Source organism: Xenococcus sp. PCC 7305 (assembly GCF_000332055.1).
Classification (GTDB): Bacteria; Cyanobacteriota; Cyanobacteriia; order Cyanobacteriales; family Xenococcaceae; genus Xenococcus.
Map to the genome: position 1 here is coordinate 1 of NZ_ALVZ01000225.1, position 19728 is coordinate 19728.

17 protein-coding genes are annotated in these 19728 nt (G+C 45.0%); 12 read left to right on the plus strand and 5 right to left on the minus strand.

The window, feature by feature from the left end:
• The first annotated feature begins 199 nt into the window (after positions 1-199).
• Positions 200-1312 (plus strand): hypothetical protein, encoded by a 1113-nt coding sequence (locus tag XEN7305_RS21730; RefSeq protein WP_006511677.1) that lies wholly within the window; start codon positions 200-202, stop codon positions 1310-1312.
• Between the two features lie 5 nt (positions 1313-1317).
• On the opposite strand, the gene XEN7305_RS21735 is transcribed toward XEN7305_RS21730, so the two are convergent.
• From XEN7305_RS21735 to XEN7305_RS21745, 3 genes are all read right to left on the minus strand, one after another.
• Positions 1318-1677 carry a hypothetical protein gene (locus XEN7305_RS21735; RefSeq protein WP_006511678.1) on the minus strand — a complete coding sequence of 120 codons (360 nt, stop codon included), beginning with the start codon at positions 1675-1677 and terminating at the stop codon, positions 1318-1320.
• Positions 1678-1681: 4 nt separating this feature from the next.
• Positions 1682-1951, minus strand: a complete 270-nt coding sequence (locus XEN7305_RS21740; protein WP_006511679.1) for a helix-turn-helix transcriptional regulator — start codon at positions 1949-1951, stop codon at positions 1682-1684.
• Positions 1952-2038: 87 nt separating this feature from the next.
• On the minus strand, positions 2039-7162 hold the full coding sequence (locus XEN7305_RS21745) for a hypothetical protein (RefSeq protein WP_006511680.1): 5124 nt from the start codon (positions 7160-7162) through the stop codon (positions 2039-2041).
• Between the two features lie 713 nt (positions 7163-7875).
• On the opposite strand from XEN7305_RS21745, the gene XEN7305_RS21750 reads away from it, so the two are divergent.
• Genes XEN7305_RS21750 through XEN7305_RS21765 form a run of 5 tightly spaced genes read left to right on the plus strand, consistent with a single transcriptional unit; the run spans position 7876 to position 11656 of the window.
• Entirely contained in the window at positions 7876-8658 is a 783-nt protein-coding gene (locus XEN7305_RS21750; protein ID WP_006511681.1) for a hypothetical protein, read from the plus strand.
• Between the two features lie 13 nt (positions 8659-8671).
• Positions 8672-10567, plus strand: a complete 1896-nt coding sequence (locus XEN7305_RS21755) for a hypothetical protein (protein WP_006511682.1) — start codon at positions 8672-8674, stop codon at positions 10565-10567.
• A gap of 1 nt (position 10568) precedes the next feature.
• Positions 10569-10721, plus strand: coding sequence for a hypothetical protein (locus XEN7305_RS29175; protein WP_006511683.1), 153 nt, complete (start codon positions 10569-10571; stop codon positions 10719-10721).
• The gene (locus XEN7305_RS21760) at positions 10718-11002 is read left to right on the plus strand and encodes a hypothetical protein (protein WP_040899095.1); all 285 of its coding nucleotides are present in this window, start codon (positions 10718-10720) and stop codon (positions 11000-11002) included. The genes XEN7305_RS29175 and XEN7305_RS21760 overlap by 4 nt, the downstream gene beginning before the upstream one ends.
• A gap of 3 nt (positions 11003-11005) precedes the next feature.
• Positions 11006-11656: a hypothetical protein gene (locus XEN7305_RS21765; protein WP_006511684.1), complete on the plus strand. Its 651-nt coding sequence runs from the start codon at positions 11006-11008 to the stop codon at positions 11654-11656.
• On the opposite strand, the gene XEN7305_RS21770 is transcribed toward XEN7305_RS21765, so the two are convergent.
• Positions 11636-12031 (minus strand): hypothetical protein, encoded by a 396-nt coding sequence (locus tag XEN7305_RS21770; protein WP_040899098.1) that lies wholly within the window; start codon positions 12029-12031, stop codon positions 11636-11638. The genes XEN7305_RS21765 and XEN7305_RS21770 overlap by 21 nt on opposite strands.
• Between XEN7305_RS21770 and XEN7305_RS21775 the strand changes: the two genes are divergently transcribed.
• On the plus strand, positions 12030-12533 hold the full coding sequence (locus XEN7305_RS21775) for a hypothetical protein (protein WP_006511686.1): 504 nt from the start codon (positions 12030-12032) through the stop codon (positions 12531-12533). The two genes, XEN7305_RS21770 and XEN7305_RS21775, sit on opposite strands and share 2 nt — an antisense overlap.
• Here the strand turns inward: XEN7305_RS21775 and XEN7305_RS21780 are convergent.
• Complete coding sequence (locus XEN7305_RS21780) at positions 12525-14054, minus strand: DUF4055 domain-containing protein (protein ID WP_006511687.1); 1530 nt, start codon at positions 14052-14054, stop codon at positions 12525-12527. The genes XEN7305_RS21775 and XEN7305_RS21780 overlap by 9 nt on opposite strands.
• 95 nt (positions 14055-14149) lie before the next feature.
• On the opposite strand from XEN7305_RS21780, the gene XEN7305_RS21785 reads away from it, so the two are divergent.
• The 5 genes from XEN7305_RS21785 to XEN7305_RS21805 all read left to right on the plus strand — a co-directional run bounded on the left by XEN7305_RS21785 (position 14150) and on the right by XEN7305_RS21805 (position 19717).
• Positions 14150-14908, plus strand: coding sequence for a hypothetical protein (locus XEN7305_RS21785; RefSeq protein WP_006511688.1), 759 nt, complete (start codon positions 14150-14152; stop codon positions 14906-14908).
• A 115-nt stretch (positions 14909-15023) separates the two neighbouring features.
• The gene (locus tag XEN7305_RS21790; RefSeq protein WP_006511689.1) at positions 15024-16001 is read left to right on the plus strand and encodes a major capsid protein; all 978 of its coding nucleotides are present in this window, start codon (positions 15024-15026) and stop codon (positions 15999-16001) included.
• Positions 16002-16030: 29 nt separating this feature from the next.
• On the plus strand, positions 16031-16456 hold the full coding sequence (locus tag XEN7305_RS21795; RefSeq protein WP_006511690.1) for a hypothetical protein: 426 nt from the start codon (positions 16031-16033) through the stop codon (positions 16454-16456).
• Position 16457: 1 nt separating this feature from the next.
• A complete protein-coding gene (locus tag XEN7305_RS21800) occupies positions 16458-16811 on the plus strand; it encodes a helix-hairpin-helix domain-containing protein (protein ID WP_006511691.1) in 354 nt (117 codons plus the stop codon).
• A gap of 242 nt (positions 16812-17053) precedes the next feature.
• Entirely contained in the window at positions 17054-19717 is a 2664-nt protein-coding gene (locus XEN7305_RS21805) for a hypothetical protein (RefSeq protein WP_006511692.1), read from the plus strand.
• Positions 19718-19728: the final 11 nt, after the last annotated feature.

Below are 19728 nucleotides of genomic sequence, written 5' to 3' on the forward strand. Positions count from 1 at the left end.
GACTGTAAATCCGCTGGCTACGCCTACGTTGGTTCAAATCCAACTCGGCCCATATAATAAATAAAATCAAGTCTCTCTCTAGGTTACAAGCCCCGAGAGAGATTTTTGTTTTTGTTTATCTGGTAAAATCAAGTCGCAATATACTACCATTTCTGCTAATTAAGACAAAAAAATTTAGTCCAGCAGAAGTCCAAGCAAGATGAGCGCAAAAAAGAACGAGCAACTACTAAAGGCGGCCAACAATCGCTTAAAAAGCGGAAGCTGCGGCTTTAAGATTGAGCAGCGGGGACAAAAACTTACTCTTCGCGGCACCTTACCCCCAAGACCCGGTAGCGACAAAGAAGGCCCTTGCCAACAAAGGTTGTCTCTTGGGGTCTATGCCAATCCAGCAGGTATTAAAAGAGCCGAGAACGAAGCCAAAAGACTCAGTTCAGAAATTGCCTTAAATCAGTTTGATTGGAAAAACTGGCTAGAAACCAAAGAACCGCTGGGAACAACTGACTATTGGATTGCTCGCTACGAAGAAGATTATTTTCGCAAAAAAGCAGCGACCCCAGAAAGCCTTACTACATGGAAAACCGAATATTTAACAATGTTCAAGCGACTCCCCCAAGGAGTTGAGCTAAACAAGGAAGCACTAAGCAACCTAGTGTTTTCCACTGACGCTGATACCCGCACTCGCAGAAGAGCTGTAATGGTTGCTAATGCGATCGCAAAATTTGCTGGCCTAAATATTAATTTCAACGAGTACAAAGGCAACTACACCAATAAAAATAGTGAGCGAATTTTGCCAACAGATGAGGCGATCGCACAAATGTATCATTCAATTCCTAATCCAGCTTGGCAATATGTTTTTGGCCTAATGGCGGCCTACGGGCTGAGCAACCATGAAGTGTTTTTGGTTGATCTAGAAAGCTTACAGCGCGAACCTGGCCATCTAATTTCTACTTATCGCAAAGGCCATTATGGACTGAGGAGGATTTGGTGCTTGTATCCCGAATGGTGGCAAGAATGGGAGCTCAACAAGCCTCGCGAACTCCCAAAGGTTACTGGCAAAGATAATCGGGCATTAGGCCATCGAGTTACTAAATCTTTCAAAAGGTACGATCTGTGTAAGCCCTATGATTTGAGGCATTGTTGGGCAATTCGAGCAATGTCATTTATGCCCAACCCGATGGCCGCTCGCATGATGGCTCACACAGAATCAGAGCATAATAAGACCTATCAGCGCTGGATTAGCGAAGCTCAAGAGGATCAGTTTTACAAAATTCTTATGGAGCGGGGCGATCGGCCCCAACCGCCAAGAGTTTAGATTGGCTATATTGGGAGGGCATACTTAGCTCCATCCACTAAATAACAATTCGGCATTTTAGACGCCATTGTTTTTGCGTCTTGAACAAAGACTCCCCATTCCTCCTTTAAGATTGGGTATGGCTGATCCCTACGTCCTTTTTTCTTGGATTGCTCATTAAAACAAATATCTATTGCCAGCAATGGAAAGCCATGCGGCATAATATTTCTTGCTTTTTCTTCGCATTCTTCATAAGTAGTCTTTTCTATAGAGCCAAAATCCGCCAAAGCCAAAGAGTAAAGCTCTCTATTGGTCATCAAATATTGCCTGCCCATATTTTTTAATTTCCCATTGAAGTTTTTGTTTGTTTTGCGATCGCCTGCCATAGCACTAAGCCGCGATCGGCTCTTCGGTATTTTCCAACAAGGTATCGGGAAGATCGCTCAACTCAGCCCCTGTCACCTTGCAAAACCTTTTCATCTGAGCAACTGTCATTGTGGGCTCTGCTTGGGATTTTTCCCAACGGCGAATGGTTGAGACGGTAACCACTATCTCTTGAGCCATCTGCTCTTGAGTTAGTTCTGCCTGTAGCCTTAGTTTCTTGAAAGGAGATGTTGTTGATTGTACAACTCCTTTTTTAGGACGCCCAAACTTTCTCATAGTGTTCAATTGCGCTTACTTTTTACAAATACTATTATTGGGCATTTTGTTCCCTATGTCAAACAAGATGTTTTCAACTAGAAACGCTTAGGTTGTGTAGAAGGGACTAGGAGGGACAGGAGTCACTCCAACACGATCGCCATTGGTATAGAATTTTCCAACCACTAGAGAACTTTCTGCTTCTTCAGTCGAAACTTCAATGTAAAAAGGGCTAGGAGGAACAGGAGTCACTCCAACACGATCGCCATTGGTATAGAATTTTCCAACCGTTAAAGAGCTCTCCGCCTCTTCGCTCAAGATCCCAGTATAGAAAGGATCAGGTGGAACAGGAGTTACGCCAACACGATCGCCGTTAGTATAGAATTTTCCAACCGATAGGGTAGATAGACCAATAACAGGAGCTGTCTCCAGAACAAAGGGCTCACTGGGAATCCCTCCTAGTTGATTACCATAATCGCTTAAGATCCGATAGGTTGCCCCAAGCTCAAAATTACCTTGAGGTTCTGTTGTTGTGGCGATTACAGACCAAGAGAGATCGCTTTGCTGCTCTTCGATGACATAGTTTTTCACTGACGAGATCGCATCGAAAGCCGGAGGACTCCAAGAGAAAACAAAACTGCTATCCCCAGTCACGACAAATACAGGAGCAAGAGTGGTTGTATCGACCCTAGTATCATCAGATACAGTGGCCGAGCCATTGACATAGAATTTCCCAACAGAAAGAATCGAGACAGGAGAAACTAAAATATTGACAATTGCCGAAATACTTGGCGCTTTAAACAGGGAGACCCGCAGTGTTACAGGTGCGCCGTCAAAGTTATTGGCAAACTCAATCGTCGGCTCAAGGTCATAGGGCGTAAGAACATCGACTCCTACCGAATCACTAATGATTTCCCAGAAAACGATTTCAGAGGCAGTCGTCCCCTCGGCAATAAATAAAGAGCCCTGAGTTAGAGGATCATGGGAAAGAGTTTCTGGAGCAAGAATAAATTGCCCTGTTAGATCTTCTAGGATTTCGGTGACAGAAGTTGAGGGTAAAAGGAAACCAGAAGCTACGGGAATGACTGGTGCGATCGCAAAATTAGTATCAGGGAAAGGAGGTGCTGTGGGTAGATTAGCTGCGCTTGAGCCGTCACTATTAAACTCCCCAGTATTTCCTGATGTTTCACTAGTGGGGTTATTGCTTGTATTTCCAGAAAGCCCCGAGCTATCAGAGAGGGAGCCAGAGATCGCGGGAGGGGTTGGACTGGGTAGGCTATTGGTCAAGCCAGAACCTGGCTCGGCTCCACCAGTCAAGAGACCCCCATTACTAGGGATCACCGAGGTCTCCCAAAAATCGACCCCCAACGATTTATTCGGCAAAGGCTTAACTCCGCCTCCGATAACTCCCGATATATCCTTAACTTCAGCCAAAATAGTTTGCACCAAGTCATCACCAGGGAAAAAGGTGATACCCGACCCCAGATTGGGCGGAGCGTCAAAGTCAGTACCTCCAAAAGGAACGCTGCCGCCAGAAGCACTAGGCGGGGGCGCAATCCCCGCTTGAGGCTCAAGCAGACTTAGGTCTAGCTCAAAACCAAAATCCTCTTGAGCTAAAGCGGCTAACTCAGTTAGCATCAAATCAAGCTCAGCAAACAAACTTTCAAAATCAACACTATCCAAGTCCTCATCAGGAGCAACAATCGTTATAGTGGCAGGCTCTAGTCCTTCGGGAAAAATCAAGTTGATAGTTCTACTTCCACCACTCGATACAGCAGCAGCTCCATCGCCTCCAGTCCCTCCAGCCCCTCCAGAGCCCCCGCCTCCAGCAGCAGCAAGCTGGGCTTGTCGTTGCTGCAAGGCACCTAAAACGTTCTCTAATAACTCTTCTGGAGTAAGTTCAAAATTCTTAATTAATCGTCTTGCTTCGGCAATCATCTCAAGAATTAAGGCTAGCAAACCATTGATGTCCGTACTAGTAAGGAACACCAAAAGGTCACCGATCGGGAAAAATGGAAGTTGTCGTGCCCCTCCAGAGCCTCCACCTCCAGAGCCTCCGGCTCCAGTCCCTCCAGTCCCTCCAGCCCCTCCAGAGCCCCCGCCACTAGCGCCTGGTTTTTGCTTTTGTAGGGTCAAAAGCAACTTATCCAAAGCTCCGAATAGGGCGTTAAGCATCTTGCTCAACATCTCGTCTCCACCTTCAAGCACAATATTAGGAGACACCGATGGAAACTGAATATTAGACTCTAGAGGATTTCCGCCGCCCCCAGTTGAAGCCCCTTCTTGTTGAGCAGCAAGAGCCGGGCTCTCTGATTCTAAGAGCAGTTTTCCAAGGATCTCTTCTAGCTTGGAGTTGAATTTATCGATCAAAGAAATGCGATTGAGGAGATCTGCAAATTTCTCAATTGGCGTTTTGATCCTATTGTCGGTAAAGGTTCCGTCTTCTGGTAGGTTAGCAATTATTTTGGGCGAACCAGAGGAGTTGTCCAAGTTAGGAGCCCCGCCAAAGCCCCCTTGAAGAAAATTCTCTAGCGCGTCAACTTGGCTCATTTCTTCAGGGCTCAAGACAAGTAAGCCCGTCTCTTTAAGAAAGTCCTCTAACAATCCCAGTCGAATAGCATTAGCGATCGTTGGCTCAGCCAGGTAATTAAATACAGAGTTGAGGTATCCAACGTTGCCATCGATCGCCTGGAGGCCATTAATTGGGGAGTCTACTAGAGCCGAGTTGGGATTGGTCTTGATTTCAGTAACCTTGACACTGGGAGTGATCAAGCGCCCCAGGGTTAGGCGGTAATCATTGCACTTAAGGCGGTTCACCCCCTCGACTATGATTGTGTAATTAATTCCCAGGATTACATATTGATTGCCCTCAAAAACTACGCGATCGCCTTCCTCCCAATCTTGGTAAAGAGTCTCTAGGACAAGAACCTCTGAGGCTTTGGTGTTCTCAATTGATATCTTAGTTTCAGCAGCTTTAAGCCCTAGGCTTTTCTCGTAAACATCAGGAAAGCTGATCGAATCTTGAGAGAGCTTATCTATAGGGTCACTATTTGGAGTGTTAAGCAGGAATTTGGTTTCTTTATTCTCTTCGACATCAAGAGATTGAAGCAGAAAGCTGCTATTGCCACTGGTAAAGTTTTGGGGAGTGGGAGGCTCTTCAATTTCTTTGCGTTGATGAATCGAGGGACGCCCTATCTGTTCTCCACCATCAGCAACAGTGATCTTCTGCCTTAGTCCATTCCCCTCGGCGTTAGTTGTAAAATCGGTAACGACAAACTTTCCAGGATCTTTCTTGCTGGTAATCGTGACTCTCTGCTCTTGAGTTTCCTCTTTTCCTCTAATTATGGGCGGCAAGGGAATGTTTTCGGTTGAGCCTGGATTCTCCTCAATAATTCGCTTGAGCTCGGAAGAGATACTATGATGCATGAAACGAGGCTCGACATAATCCTCAGCCTCAGCAGTCGGGTTATTGATATCAGAAAAATATTTGCTATGGGGCTGAAGCTCATAGGAAACTGATTTTTTGACGGGTTCGGTCTTAAGGAAACGATAGGCATCCGCGATCGCAAAAAGAGCCGTGGCTTCTTCCAGTAGAGCGGCTGATTGCTCTGGGTCTTCTGTCTGTTCAGACTCAAATAACTTTTGAAACGCGCTTAGCTGAGTGCCGATCGCTTCTAGGCTGGAACTATCTTGCAGCGATCGCGCCAGCTCTTTCCCCTCAGTGGCCTCACTAACTAAATATCCTTTTTTGTCAAACTGGCGAACCGTCTTAGCGTAGCGAACTTGCTGCCAAGCGCTAGAGATAAAGCTGAATAATTTATAGGGAGTAAAGATAACCCGATAGTTCTCACTAACTGCTACTGAGCCGCCAAAATTTTGATCTCCTGAGATTTCAAAATTTTTAATAGGGACAACGCTATAGGTATCAAGACTTGAGAATACCCAGCCATAAACCCAGGTTTCTCGTGATATTTCGACACCCCCCTGCTCCCCAATATAATGGGCTTCCTTAGCGAAGTTTCCCACGTCAAAAGCTATCCCAGGATCTCGCAACAGCTCTGTCGTGGGGTTTTTGAGAATATAAATCTCGTCTCCGACCGAAAGAGGCTCAGCAGGAGTCTGGACATCAGTCAGTGACTTGGCTCGTTTAAACTCCCAGCGATAGGTAATTTTCTGGATGTCGTCGCCAACATCTTCGGGCTTTTGTAGTACCAGTTCAGTGTTGCGATATTCTTTAGCCAATTGCAACTTTCCCTGTACCGCTCCAGCCCCAGCAAAGGTATGAGAAATAATTTTGTGCCATTGCACATCAAAAAGATGTAGCTTGGTTTTGCCCCAGTCAAAAGCCTTAATGCGCCCAGGAGCCGAATAATACATAAATTGCTGATTGACGATCGCGCGATCTAGCAATTGCCGAACTGTAATCAGAGCCTCTTTACTGGTGGTTTTAGGCACATAAGTATAAATTTTGTCCCCTGTATATTGAACGCCATGTTCTTTCGCATAGTCACTTAAAGATTGCCAACCTGACTTGTCACCGTCTTTCCCTTTGAGCCTGATAGGGAGATCTAGGGGGTTGCGAGAAGGATTTGCGTAAGAGTCATGTTCGCCGACAAAACTAATTGATACTTTTACCTGATAAACTTCATCCTGAACAGGAGTGTAGCTATAGTTGGTAATGCGCAGCGGAATACCAAATAAATTGACCTTTTTGCCTCTTCTCAATTGCAAGCGAGCTGAGCATTCCTCTTTTCTCGTGAGCTGGAACAAGGCGTTTGCTGTAGGATGCCCTTCCAGCGATCGCGTAAAATTAATCGCCCCTAAGCAGTTCCAAGTTTCCATGAAACTAGGAATATCTAAATCAATCTCAGTTGTGGGAATTCTTGTGCTGGGAGTTGATTGGAGATGAACTTGATACCTAGGCTGCCTGGCGATCGGGTTGATCCTAATTTGATAATCATCAGCCGTTGAGGCTCGCTCTGCGATCGCATATTCGCCAGGATTCGGCTCTTCAAAAGTTAATTTGTAAGGAGTTCCATTGATTAAAATTCGCCTGGGAGTGATTGCAGCGGTAGTTGCAAGTATTCCGTCTACTGGCGTCAGGCTTTGCACCTCACTGGTTAACGAGGGAATCTCTTGGCTTTCGGCCAGGATGCTACTTTTATTAGGAATGGGAGCAGAATAGGCAAACAGAGAGGGACTGGATTTGGCTGAGCTAGTAAAAGTGAACATCCATTCAAAGTAGGAAGTAGGGGGTAGGAAGTAGAAAGTAGAAAGTAGAAAGTAAAAAGTAGAAAGTAGGAAGTTTTGGATTTTTCCGAAAACGAGAACCTTTGCCCAGTAAAGCTTTTGAAGCTAAAATTTTTGAAAACGAATTTTGTCTGCTTTTACTTCCTACTTCCTACCCCCTACTTCCTACTTTCCTTAAAGAGCTGTCCCTATTCTACTTCGGAGAGAGAAACAAGATTTTTAGATCTCTAAACAAAAAGGACGCACGGAATTATTAGGTAAGGCTTGTTGGTTCATTTGCGATCGCAAAGCGGATCACTCCCGCGATCGCACTCGACTCAATAGAGGTTAAAGTATTTGAGGATCATTACGGAGCGGAGATCGAAGAAGCCTTGGAGATCAATAGACAGATTTTCAATATTTATTTGAACGAAAAGGTTGGGCGTTAGCCAATCAATAGAATAACTACCTCTTTCCCAAAGGGACATTTTGTCCCTTTGGGCGGCACAGGCTCATCTTTGGTTTTCTGGCAGGAGACCCCAACTTGTCGGCGGTAGGATGTCAAAAGGTATTGGGTTGACTCCTTGAGCTCGATTGTTTTTAGAGATCTAAACTTTTTGTTTAGCGATCTGCACTAAAATAATTGGAAAGCGCAAAGCCTCGGTAGCAACGAGGCATATTAACAACGCAGTCCACATATTAGGAGTATGCAGACTATGGGTGATTTTAACATTCAAGAGCTAAACAATTCTAAAATCAGAAGAACGGAGTGCGGCAAAGTTTCTGCTCTAGACGTGATTCGTGTTTTGTCTGGGAGAAGGAATCCTGGCAGGACACTGAAAGACATTTGTAAGAAGTACTCTGATTTAAGTACAAAATTGTACTATTACAGTTTTAAGAAAAAAGGTGGAGGATTGAGCAAAAAAACACCTTGCTTAGACAGAAAAGGCTATTATTATTTATTATCATTATTGCCTGGAGCAGTAGGGGATGAATACAGAGGCAAGAGCGCTGACCTAGTTACCAGATACATTGACGGAGATTCAGACTTAGCCCTAGAGATTCTTTACAGAGACGGGGACAAGCAAAGAAGAGAAAGGGCGGAGAAAAGGCTTCAGGTCACAAAAACGAATAAAGAAGTAGCTGTTCTTGTTCAAGAGACTGGAGGAGTTAGCTATGCCGTTGTCCACAACGATCGGTATAAAGGTCTGTACAAAAAAAATACTGCCCAGTTAAGAGCAGACTGTGGAGCCAAAAAAAAAGAAACACCTCTTAACTACATGTCGGAAATCGACTTGACCATGAACTCCCTTGCTAACCAAATGGCCATAAAGAAAGGCGATCCAAATTCTGTTTTTTCGGCTGCAAACAATATCAGAAAAGCTTACAGGGAGGAAATGAACAAGGATCTTGTTCCTGATTGGGTCGAAACTTGTTTGCCACCAAAGAAAGCGCGAGAGCAATTAAATGGACAGCTAGAAATTCCTTTGTTTTCATAAAAGGAGTAAATAATTGCAAGCCCCAATCTACCCTAAGTATCGGAACAAGGTGGCGCGATCGCCAAAGAAGAAAAAAGAGGTCACCTCTCAAGTTTCGGATCTGGTTTCGGATCTAGACTTTGTGGGCATTCGAGAAGGCTTCTTGGATGCGATCGCAGAACTCGGAGCCAACGAAAGAGGAGACCCGATTAAGCTTTCTGGTTGGTACAAAGAAGTTCTTATTGCGATCGCAGATTTTAGGATCGCAATAACCTACTTATCTGGCTGCGCCCAGACAGGAAAAACTCTTTCACATACACTGTTATTATGCTACTGCATGGAAAAGCTGGGGCTCAACCCCTTATGGTCTTATGATTTACAAGCCTCGCTTAATATCCAAGTCCCCTCAAACTTTCGTCCTGTAGTCGATTCTTGGCTAGAAAATGCGGGAAAAGCTAAAAGCAGCGGAGCCAAGAATAACACTCTGTTTCAAGTAGGTAAGGCCACGACTCAGTTTACCTATGTTTCTACTTCCGATTCAGGGAAAAACAAAGGCGGCCGAGCGGCAGCCGGGGGAATTGCCGTTGGAGTATCGCGAGATATTTTATTCAAGGAAGAGCGATCGCAATACCCAATGGGAGCTGCTGACCCCCTAAGAAGAAGACTAGATGCTGGGCTTATTCCCACGAGACCAGAAAGGGAACTGGGAACCCCTGGGGGTGGCATGGGTATCGAAGCAGAGATAGAAGCAGCAGATCATCATTTTTTCCCTCATGCTGAATGTGGCAACTGCCATGAGACAGTAGCTCTTCATCCCAAAGGCGCATTGTTAAAGCCTTCTATCGTTGATCACCCAGTACTGGGAAAGACTCAAAAATATTTAAGTGAATCGGGCCGACCCGTTCAATGGTTCCACCATAATGAACAAAAGCCCGTGGAGACCGCTTACTTCGGGTGCCCTTTCTGTCAAGCAGAGCTAAGCAAAGAAGCGCGATCCAAGGCTTGGTACCAATGTTTAACGACAGGGATTGAGCTTGAAGATTATTTGAACAATCTCGAAGAAGGGCTACCTAGCCGTAGGCATAAAATAGGATTAACTATTTCTCCTTTACTGAGAATTGAAGCGATCAACACAGCGGCGGCCATTATCGAAGAGGGCTTGACAAGTCATAATACTGCCGATTGGCAACAGCAAAGGTTGGGGCTCCCTAGCGAAGCAGGAACTAATAATATTACCCTTGAGCTCCTTAGGCTTGCGATCGCAGCTCCGGTGCCCATTAACAGGCAACCGAATGTTTCTCTTGGAGGTATCGATTGCGGAAGAGGTGAGCATTGGTTAACAATGATGGACTTTTATTTGCCGCCAAACTATTTCAATCTCAAGCTACCAGAAGTGATTGAGAAGACAGTTCGTTTTGTGAGATACGCCTCTCCAGTTAGTAAGACGGGATTAATTGAGAAAGTTAAAGTAGTAAAAACGGGGATTGTTGACAACGAACCCGATCGCGATTGGGCGGCTGGGTTCTGCCAGGATACGGGCTGGAGTATGGCAGATCAAAAGTCGGGTCTTAAAGATGCTGTTCGCAAAGGAGTTGTGATTGATGGGGGCGTGCGTTACCCCTGCTACGATATTCGCAACGAAAAGTTTTTAAAAACAGTGCTCAACGGCTTTGTCCTGCAAGCTGATGATGGCTACCCTCTCTATCGATTTCCTGAAAACTTCTCTAAATACTTGGGGAATCTCAAGAGTGATCGCAACTTATTTAAGCATTTGATGGCAATGCAGTACGATGCTCAAATGGGGGCATGGAAGCGCCCCGCCGATCACGTTGACGATTTTTACATGGCTTTTGCTTTTTGCGAGGTAGCTTTCTATCTATGGCTACTGAGCGAAAAAGCTAAACTAAAAATAACGAGTTGGACTTTTTAATGTGCCGGGAAAAGAAACGTTTAAGCCAGAAGGAAATCCTTTGAGCGATCGCGATCGCCAGGAGCTAGATAAGATTAAAGCAAAGGATGTCAATAAAGCGGTACTGGAAGCCCACCCTGAAATGAAAAGTTTTTTAAACGCCGAGAAAAGATGAGTGACAAGCCTTGGTCTCATGGCAAAATGCCAGCTAGCGGAAACAAAAAATATCTTCCTTGGGATGCTCACGAAGCGCCAGGGTTTGGCCTCAAAAAATGCCCAAAGAACTATTGCTTCAAGTGCGAAAGAGAGATAGGAATAGATCAAAGGGGGAACTACAATCTGCTTTTCTGGAAGCCAAGAACTGGAAAGAAAGCTTTTGTCGGGTACTCTCACAATTTTGATTGCCTTGGAGAAGATATTCCGCCAGCAGATGAGAATACAGTCGTGAGAAGATAGGCGATGCCGGAATATTATTGGGATTCAAGAACAGGAAAATATCACGATCGCAAAACAAAGAGGTTTGTTAAAAAAGCAGATGTCCTAAACTTTTTAGATCGCGATATTAATAAAACCCAAGGTCGGATGGAAGATCTTGCGCGTCAGCTAACCAATGGGCGCATCTCCCTAGGTGTCTTTGAAAATGCCATGAGCGAAGAGATGAAGTCCTTGCATTTGAGGGCTGGCTTACTTGGCAGTGGCGGGAAAAATAATGTTAGCTCCAAAGCCTATGGTGCGATCGGCAATAGACTTAGAGAAGAATATGGATTCTTAAGGGAGTTTATTTCTGAGATAAAAGATGGTCAAATGACAAGCGATCGCATTGTATGGCGAACTGGACTTTATGCTAAAGCTGCGATCTCAACCAGATCAAGAGCTGAGCTTATCGATAGGCAAAACCAGGGGATTGTTTATGCCAAAAGATTCTTGGAGCCTGGGGCAAACCATTGTCCCAGCTGCCCAAACTATGAACGGAGGCAATGGACGCCTATCGAGGAAATCGTTCCCGTCGGCTACCTATGCGAGTGTCGCAGGAACTGTCGTTGTGATATCGAATATTTTCTGGGCAATGTATCGACTCTTGAGCGATCGCTAGGAGCGAACATAGCTTGATGTATAGGTTGGGCGTCGATACCCCAAGTCTCGATAAAGTTTGCCCATAAGGATATTGCGACGACGTCGTAAGTAGGCCGTGGCATCGGTTACTTGGGAGGCTTGGTACTGTACCGAATAGTCGTCTTTAATTTCGATTTCCTCGATCACACCCTTGGCCTGGCTTTGGCTATCTAGAGCTACGATCTTCCCGTCAATCTCGGCAATCTCACTAAGATAGCCCTGAATGTCTTCTACAATGGTTGTGGAGTAAAGGGTATCGTCGTTTTCAACCTCGCTCATCCTTACTCTGAGACAACTATTAGGGCGCAGCTCTTCCCTGGGTAAGTCCATCAAGTCTCTAATTTTTTTTACATCATCTTCGATAAATGGCATGGATTTAGTAACCTCTCTCAAACAGGCGATCGCTCTAAAGGAAAATATTATTGAAAAAAGGGAGTCATTAAAGCCTCCTGTTGCTCCATCTATTTTAACGGCTGGGACGACGAAGGAAGATCTTGATGAGTACAAAGCAAGGCTGGCGGAGTATCAAAAGCAAGATCTTGATGCGATTAGAGAGGAGATACACCAAAACTCACAGGAGCTAAAAGACCTGGAATCGAGGATAGCCAAACTTCATCAAGAACAAATACTTGCCGAGTTTCAAGAAGATCGCGATCGCGTAAATACCTTGCTGGAATTTGCCTGGGAAGAGCTGGACAAGGTTGCGAAGAAATATTCTACTCAAGAGGCGATCGCAGAATATCATCAGGGATTTAACTGCGGGAACCCTTTAAGAATGGATCTCGGGCTGACATCTCTTAGGAATAATTATCCTTGCCTGGAAATAGCGGGATACCGCTTAAATATAACGCCACGCAGCCGCAAATCAGCCTAAAACAGTTTCTTCGTCAACCTCGTCCAAGGGCGCGCCCCCAAGTCGACTTAGCTCTTTTTGAATTTCCTCTTCAGGAAGCTTATCGCCAAAAGCCTTGTTGTGATTAAGAACAGCTAACCCAAACTCACGACTAACTGTTCTTTGAGAGATAGCGTCTAATAGTTCGGCAGGGGAAAGTTTAGATAAGTTTGAGATAAGCTCGCGATCTAAGGTTATAATTTCGCTTTCGGACTCTCCCATAAAATCTGACCAGTGCCGAGCCATCTGTTCAAATGCCGATTCTTTTGCGATCGCAAGCATTTGTAATCGCGATTCGGTTTGGCTGGCATTAAATTCAACCTCGGTGGCAGTCTTGATAGCTTGAGAGCCAATGACAAATCCCAAGCCCTTTTCCTTCATTTGCTGCTCAACCTTTTCTAGGCGATCGGCCGTATGCTTAATTCCGTGACCTTGGGCTTCAACCCATTGACAATCGCGATCGCGTATCACGGCATAGGGGCCGACAACAATTGTCTCGTTTGTTCCATTGACTCCTTCAAAGGGGGCGTCGGGCAATTTATTGACTTGAAGCGGCGGACTATTGATTGTGTGAATGATTTCTCTAAGCTCTGAAGCTAATTGATAATGTTCAATGTTGAGCTCTCCATAATCAAGCAAGGGAATGTCAGCTTCAAAGGGATTTAAGCTGTTAAGAGAATAAAGGGTTAAGGGTATGTAGTCGAGGGCAAAGGTTCCTTGATCGACCTGGGTGTAGTTTTGCGTTCCTTCTACTTCTTCGATCTCGTATTCGACAAATTCTCCAATTGTGTAAACTCGATATCGCTCTACTGTTTTACTACCATATTCCCCTTCGGGCACTTGAGCGTAGCGACGAATAACCGCCATTGTAATGATTTTTTGGCCGCCTAACATTTGCGTTTCAAGGTTGATTAAATCTCGCCGCTCAATAATTGACCAGTAAGCACGAACACCAGAGGACATTGCCTCGGCATTACTTCTGGCAGCGGACTCACTCGGCGCATCGGTGAGGATGGCAACCATACCATCGCGAGCAGCTAAAGAATCGGCTTGAATCAAAAATAACTCTAAGCTATTGCCTTGCCCGTCAACGTTGTTACTTTGCTCTTCTAACGATGGGCTGGTTTGCGATCGCGAGAAGTTAGATAGTAGCCCTGCGAGATCTCCGGTGATAAAATCGCGAAATTTCCTTTCAAACCGCGATCGCTTTAGTCGATTGAGATAGTTGCCATCTTCCTCTGAGGTCTCCTTGGGTAAATATTCATTCGCCCGAATCCAGTCAATATTCTTAAGTAGCTCCGATTGAGACAAGCGCTTGCCTCCCGAAGAAGTTGCACTGTAGCGACTCGTTTTTGATTCTGATTGATAAAAAAATCGAGTTTTGTACCATGCAGTCTTTCCTTCCCAAATGTCGCGTAATTTTTCTAGCTCACCGTAAATATCTATCAAGCAAGGATGAATGTAAGCTGGGGAATTGGGGTCTCGATTGTAATTCTTGATCAATTTCTTTCGGGGAAAGCATTGCTCACATTGTATCGCGTGCTAAACATCTTGATTCCAAAGCAGTACAATAGTAAAGACGCTTTTTAAGAGTAAATATGACATTAGAAGAAGACGATAAAAAATTGACCCCTGAAGATTTAACTCAAGAGCCTGAGCTTGATTTGGAGCCTGATACGGAGGATGTTTTTGAAGAAGCCGATGATGAGCCCTTAGGTGCAGCAGGGAAAAAAGCCTTAATCGAAGAGAGAAACAAAGCTAAGCGCTTAGCAAAGCAGTTAGCCAAATACAAAAATATTGATCTTGATGAATATCAAAAAATCCAAGAGGAAAAACAAAAAACTGAAGAGCAGCGGCTTAAGGACCAGCAACAATGGGAGACTCTTTCTAAGCGACAAAATTTAAGTATCAAACAAAAAGACCAAGTAATTGACGAACTGCAAGCCAAAGTTCAAGAACTAACTAAGGCAACTGAGTTAAAAGACGTCTTCTATGCCCATGAAGGGTTAAGGGGGAAAAGCGGGATTACAGGTAAAACTTATTTTGATGAAGTAAAGCAAGCTATCAGTGCTCGCACCAGGAGAGAAAGGGACGGCAGTTATACAGTTTTGGATACAGACGGACTGGAGCAAAAAAATGATCGCGGAGAGCCCATGACTGTTGACGAGTTGATTGAGCAAATTAGAGAGGATCAGTTTTACGGCCATTATTTTAGCCCTAAAACAAAAAATGGCACAGGTTTTACTTCTACTAGGAGTGGCCTAGATCGCTCAGCTACCAACTCAGAAAGGTTTGAGGCTTTGAAGAAAAAAATGGGGTATCAGGGAAAAAACAAAGGAAAAACTATATTCAATTGAAAATATACTGCTACTATAAAGTTAGTCTTTTAAACGCGACGTGAAAGGACTGGTTGTCTGTTAGTGCGAGGCTAGGGCGATCGCTTAAATATCCAAGCTTTTACTAACAAGACCTATGCCTTTAAGCCTTATTGATGCGGCTGAATCTGCCGTTAACAGGGGGGAAGATCGCAAAGCTGAGATCATTATGCAGTTTGCAGAAGAATCAATGCTTTTGCAGAGCATGACCTTTGAAAAGATTAATGGTGGCAGCCTGACCGCTTCACGGGAAGAAAGATTACCTAATGTGGGTTTTCGTGGAATAAATGAAGGCTACCAAGAAGATGCGGGGGAGACTATTCCTTTTACCGAATCGACTAAGATTCTTGGTGGCGACCTTGATGTTGACGTCTCAATCGTTCGTCAACTAGGAGAAGGTGCCAGAAGTAGTCGCGAAAATATGAAGGTTCGAGCTCTTGCCCTTCAGTTTGACCGCACCTTTATCAAGGGAGATCCCACAACTAATCCTAAGGAATTTGCGGGACTGCAAGCAAGAATACCTTTGTCTCCTACTTCGACTCAGTTGGTTTTCCCCGCTGGGCCTGGAACTACTCCCTCAAGCAATGGCGATGCCCTAAGGCTTTTGTCTCTAGACTGGGCGAAAAAAAGAACTCGCCGCCCCACCCATTGGGTAATGAACCAGACTATGGCCTTGTTGCTCACTGAGGCAGCTCGAACCACTGGAGTTTCTGGGTTTATTCAGTATACGCAGGATGAATTTGGTCGGCCTGTCACTATGTATGCTGGTCTCCCTATTATTGAGATGGAAGAAGACAACCTAGCAAATGAGATTTTGCCTTTTGAAGAGGAATCCCCTGGAGGTGGAACTCCTACCTCGACATCTATCTATTGCGTGTCTCTGCGACAAGAAGGTTTGATGGGAATCCATAATATGCCTAGTGACGCCGAGATGTTTCAAATTCGAGATCTAGGCGAAGTGGACGATAAGCCCGTTTTGCGTACACGAGTAGAGACCGAGATGGGAATCGCCGTCATGGATGCTCGATCTGTAACTCGGATCGCTGGGATTACCAACGCGGCAGTTACCGCCTAATACCTGTTCAAGATACTTATTGAGATATTATGTCTAGTAGTTTTTCCACTATTCCTCTTACTCGCAAAAGCAATTATGATGCGGCAACAGTGTTGCGAGAAGTTAGCGAAGCGCCAATCTCTGCCGCTACCAATGGGACTCCCTTGGGCTTGCTGAGATGGCATCGCCACGGCGAATATAAATGCGTGATCAATAGTTATGCTTATAGTTCCTATGTAGCGGGCTCCGCTGAGTGGGTGATTTCCATCGAGGTCGCCAATGACACTGGCAGTACCTATGCCGAAATTGCTTCAACAGTGGTTCCTGGAGTCGCGACTACCAGCGAGATTCCTCTTTCTGGAGAGCTGGTCAACCAAGCTTTAGTAGATGAGGTTGATCCGGTGATTCGCGTCGTGGCAACCCCCACGGGTTCCCCTGGTGATTTAACTTATGGTGCTTTCTTAACTTGCGTTTAATATGAGTGTTGTTCTATATAAAGACGGCGATCGCAAAGATCTTCATGAGATTGATGTTCCGGCCTGGATGGCTGCTGGTTGGTCGCGATCGCCGTCCAGTATTCCTTCTGATCCAGAAGAGATCGAGGAGCCAAGCCAAGAGCCGGAAGAAAATGAAGAGCCTAGTAGCTCTGAAGGGAGTCTTCTGGTTAACCTCAACGAAGCCTCTCAAAAAGAAATTACCGCTCTGTCGAGAATCGGAAGGGTCGGAGCTAAAGCCATTATTGAGGCTCGCCCTATTGAGTCCTTTGATGAGCTGACAGAAGTCTTGCCTAATGTTGATTGGGAATCTTTGCGATCGCAGATTGAGGTTTAGCTAATGGGCGAGAAGCCCCACGTCCATAATCTTTGATTCAGTGTGCGGAGAATGTCACCCATGTCCGAACCAGGGAGAATCAAGAGATACTAATGCAGCCAAGATCCTTCTGCGATCGCGGCTGGGGATGGCAAGTTGGCTGTCGCTCAAAAAGGAAGTGTAGCTGCTTTTGCATCGGGCTCAACAGAAGGAGTAGCAAGCACAGCCGACGCTACACCCTCGGTAACAATAGGGAAATTTAAATGGCATCTTTGTGGCAACCAAACTCTAAAGTTTTAATTAGAAAGACAGGAGAAAGCGATCGCAAAGTTTTCCGCTCGGATCTTTCTGCCTGGGTTCAAGATGGCTGGAGCGAAGTTCAAAGCAACTTAAAAGGCAAAAAGGATGATGAATACTCAGGCTTTGGATCTCCTGTTGCTCCTCCTGAAAATGTTTATGCGATCGCAGAATATTTTGATTTTGAGGCAAATGTTCATTATTACTGGGAGCCTTCTTTTCAGGAATGGAGAGTAGTAGCTGGCGGCGATGAAGAGGCTATAGCAGCAAGCGGAGTAACTTTTGATAGCTCAGGTAGCGATCTAGACTCTGTTGAAGTGCAATCTGCGATCGTCGAAGTGTTTTCTTTCTCAAGAAGAAAATTATCTGCTGATGCTAATTTTTATGTCGATGTGACCGCGCCAGATGATACGGGCACTGGAGCCGTAGGCGATCCTTATAAAACGATCGCAAAAGCTTTTAAGGCGATTGAAGAGCTCGACCTTAACGGATTTAAGGCTACGTTAAATATTGCGGCGGGTGATTATACAGGTGAGGGGGTTTTGCATCTCCCCAATCTAACTGGGGCAAAATCGATTACTTGTATTCCAGCTTCTTTTGACATTAATTCCCAGCTTGATATAAGAGGAACTGACTTCCCAGTGGTTAGGGCTTTTGAGGCGGATCAACACGGCTATTACGCTTGCAAAGCTCTTAAGTTCCAGCATAATAACAACATTCAAGATGAGGGAAATTTTGTACGAGGGAACATTCAAGTTCTCAGGCAAGCCAATGTAATGCTCCTTGACTGCATATTTGAGGCGGATACGGCGAACTCCACAGCAATTCACTTGTTGGCTGAACAAGGGGGACAAATATTCGCTGAAAATACGATTACTTTTAATGAAACGGCGGGAACTTTATTCTCCGTAAGAAAAGGCGGGTCGATAACCTCGATTAGCGGCAATTGTGTCGTAACTTTTGTTCCTGAGTCAGTTTCTGGAGTTTGTACTTGCGATCGCGCTTTTTTGGCTAGTGATCCCAGTAGCTTGATTAAAATCCCTGGAGCAGTCAGCGGGAATAGAACTTTTCTAAGCAGTAGTGTCCTCCAGCTAGGGGCTTTTGTAAGCGTTAATTTCCCCGTTGTTTTGCAACAAAATAATCAAGCTGGGTTTTTTGGGAGTGCCAACGAGACTTATTTACGAATCCCTGGTAATTTTGCCGATGAAGCGGCGGCCACAGCAGGGGGGATAGGTTCAGGGCTTCTTTACTCAGACAGTGCGGGGAGGGTTAAAGTTCAAGGGTCTGGTTCTGGGGCTCCTCCATCTAATACTGTTTTATTAAATGGAAGTACTGGGCTAGATGGCAACGATGGCTTTAACGACCCCGTCAAGACCTTGGCACGCTTACAGCAAATTCTTGACATCTTTACCTGGGGCGATTCAACCATCACCGTAGCCATAACTGGATCATTGCCTGGGGGGACAATCAAAGGGGATGCTGTAGACGCTACCCGATTAATTCTTAGTGGGGGAGCGAGTTTAGCCGATACTAACTCGCCTTCCTTGACTGGGATTTTACGATTTCGTAGCTTTACTAATAACGAAGTTTTATTGAGAGGAGTCAAGATTAGCGGCGCTGCTAGGGTAATTGCTAATGATTGCCACAGAGTTCAATTGCAAAATTGTCTTTTTGTCTCGATGACGCGAACTAGTGAAGTTTTACAGTTTGATGACGGGAAAAAAGCCGAATTAGATAATTGCGTCATTGATGGAACGCCTGCTTTGCCAGAAACGGATAGCGTAGCGATCGGGACTTTTGCTACTTGGGACAATGTCACTATTGCCAATATAGATATTGAAGTCGTTTCTGCTTATACTTGTGGTTCTTTACTGAGGTTTGAGGGCGCTTGTTCTGAAGTTAATCTTAGTGGGAATTTGAACGGCAATATTTCAGGTAGAGCCATTACTCAAATAACCAAAGATATCATCGCTTACTCTGGTTTGTCCTCCTTGGTAGGAACCACAGCCAATACTATCCTTGATACTTCGATTCGGGACGGTTCTGACTTTGACAATACAGGAACCACTTTGTCAGCGCTTACCAAATCTAGCGCGATCGCAGAGAACAATGGCCTAATTGATGATATTTACACTGGCTCTGGCTCTATTGCTTTATCGACAGAAATCACTAAGATCTTAGGGTATAACAGCGCTGGGGACTTAGCAGAGGCGGATTTTGTTCTTCCCATTGACAGAAAAAGAACTCAGCAACCCGAAAGTAATCCCGATATTGATGTTTTAGCTGATGGTTCGACAACCCCTACGGCTTGGGAAGTCGTAGCGGATATGAGCTTGCCCACAGAAAATATTAATACAGCAAACTATGCGGTCTTTTACAGTTTTAACTCTCGTGTCTCTAACAATAGTAGAACTGTTGAATATGCAGTCTTTGTCAATGGGGTACAAGACGCTGAGTTTACCTTTTCAAAAAGATATGACCAAGGCAATGACGACACTAGTATAACGAAGGAGTATCAAGTCTCAGCCGTCCCTACCAGCTCAACAATTGATCTTAGGCGGCGCAACACGGGGACAGCCACAACTTTAACAGTAGGAATTCGATATTTTAAAGCCATTCAAACAGGATAAATTAAGGAGTA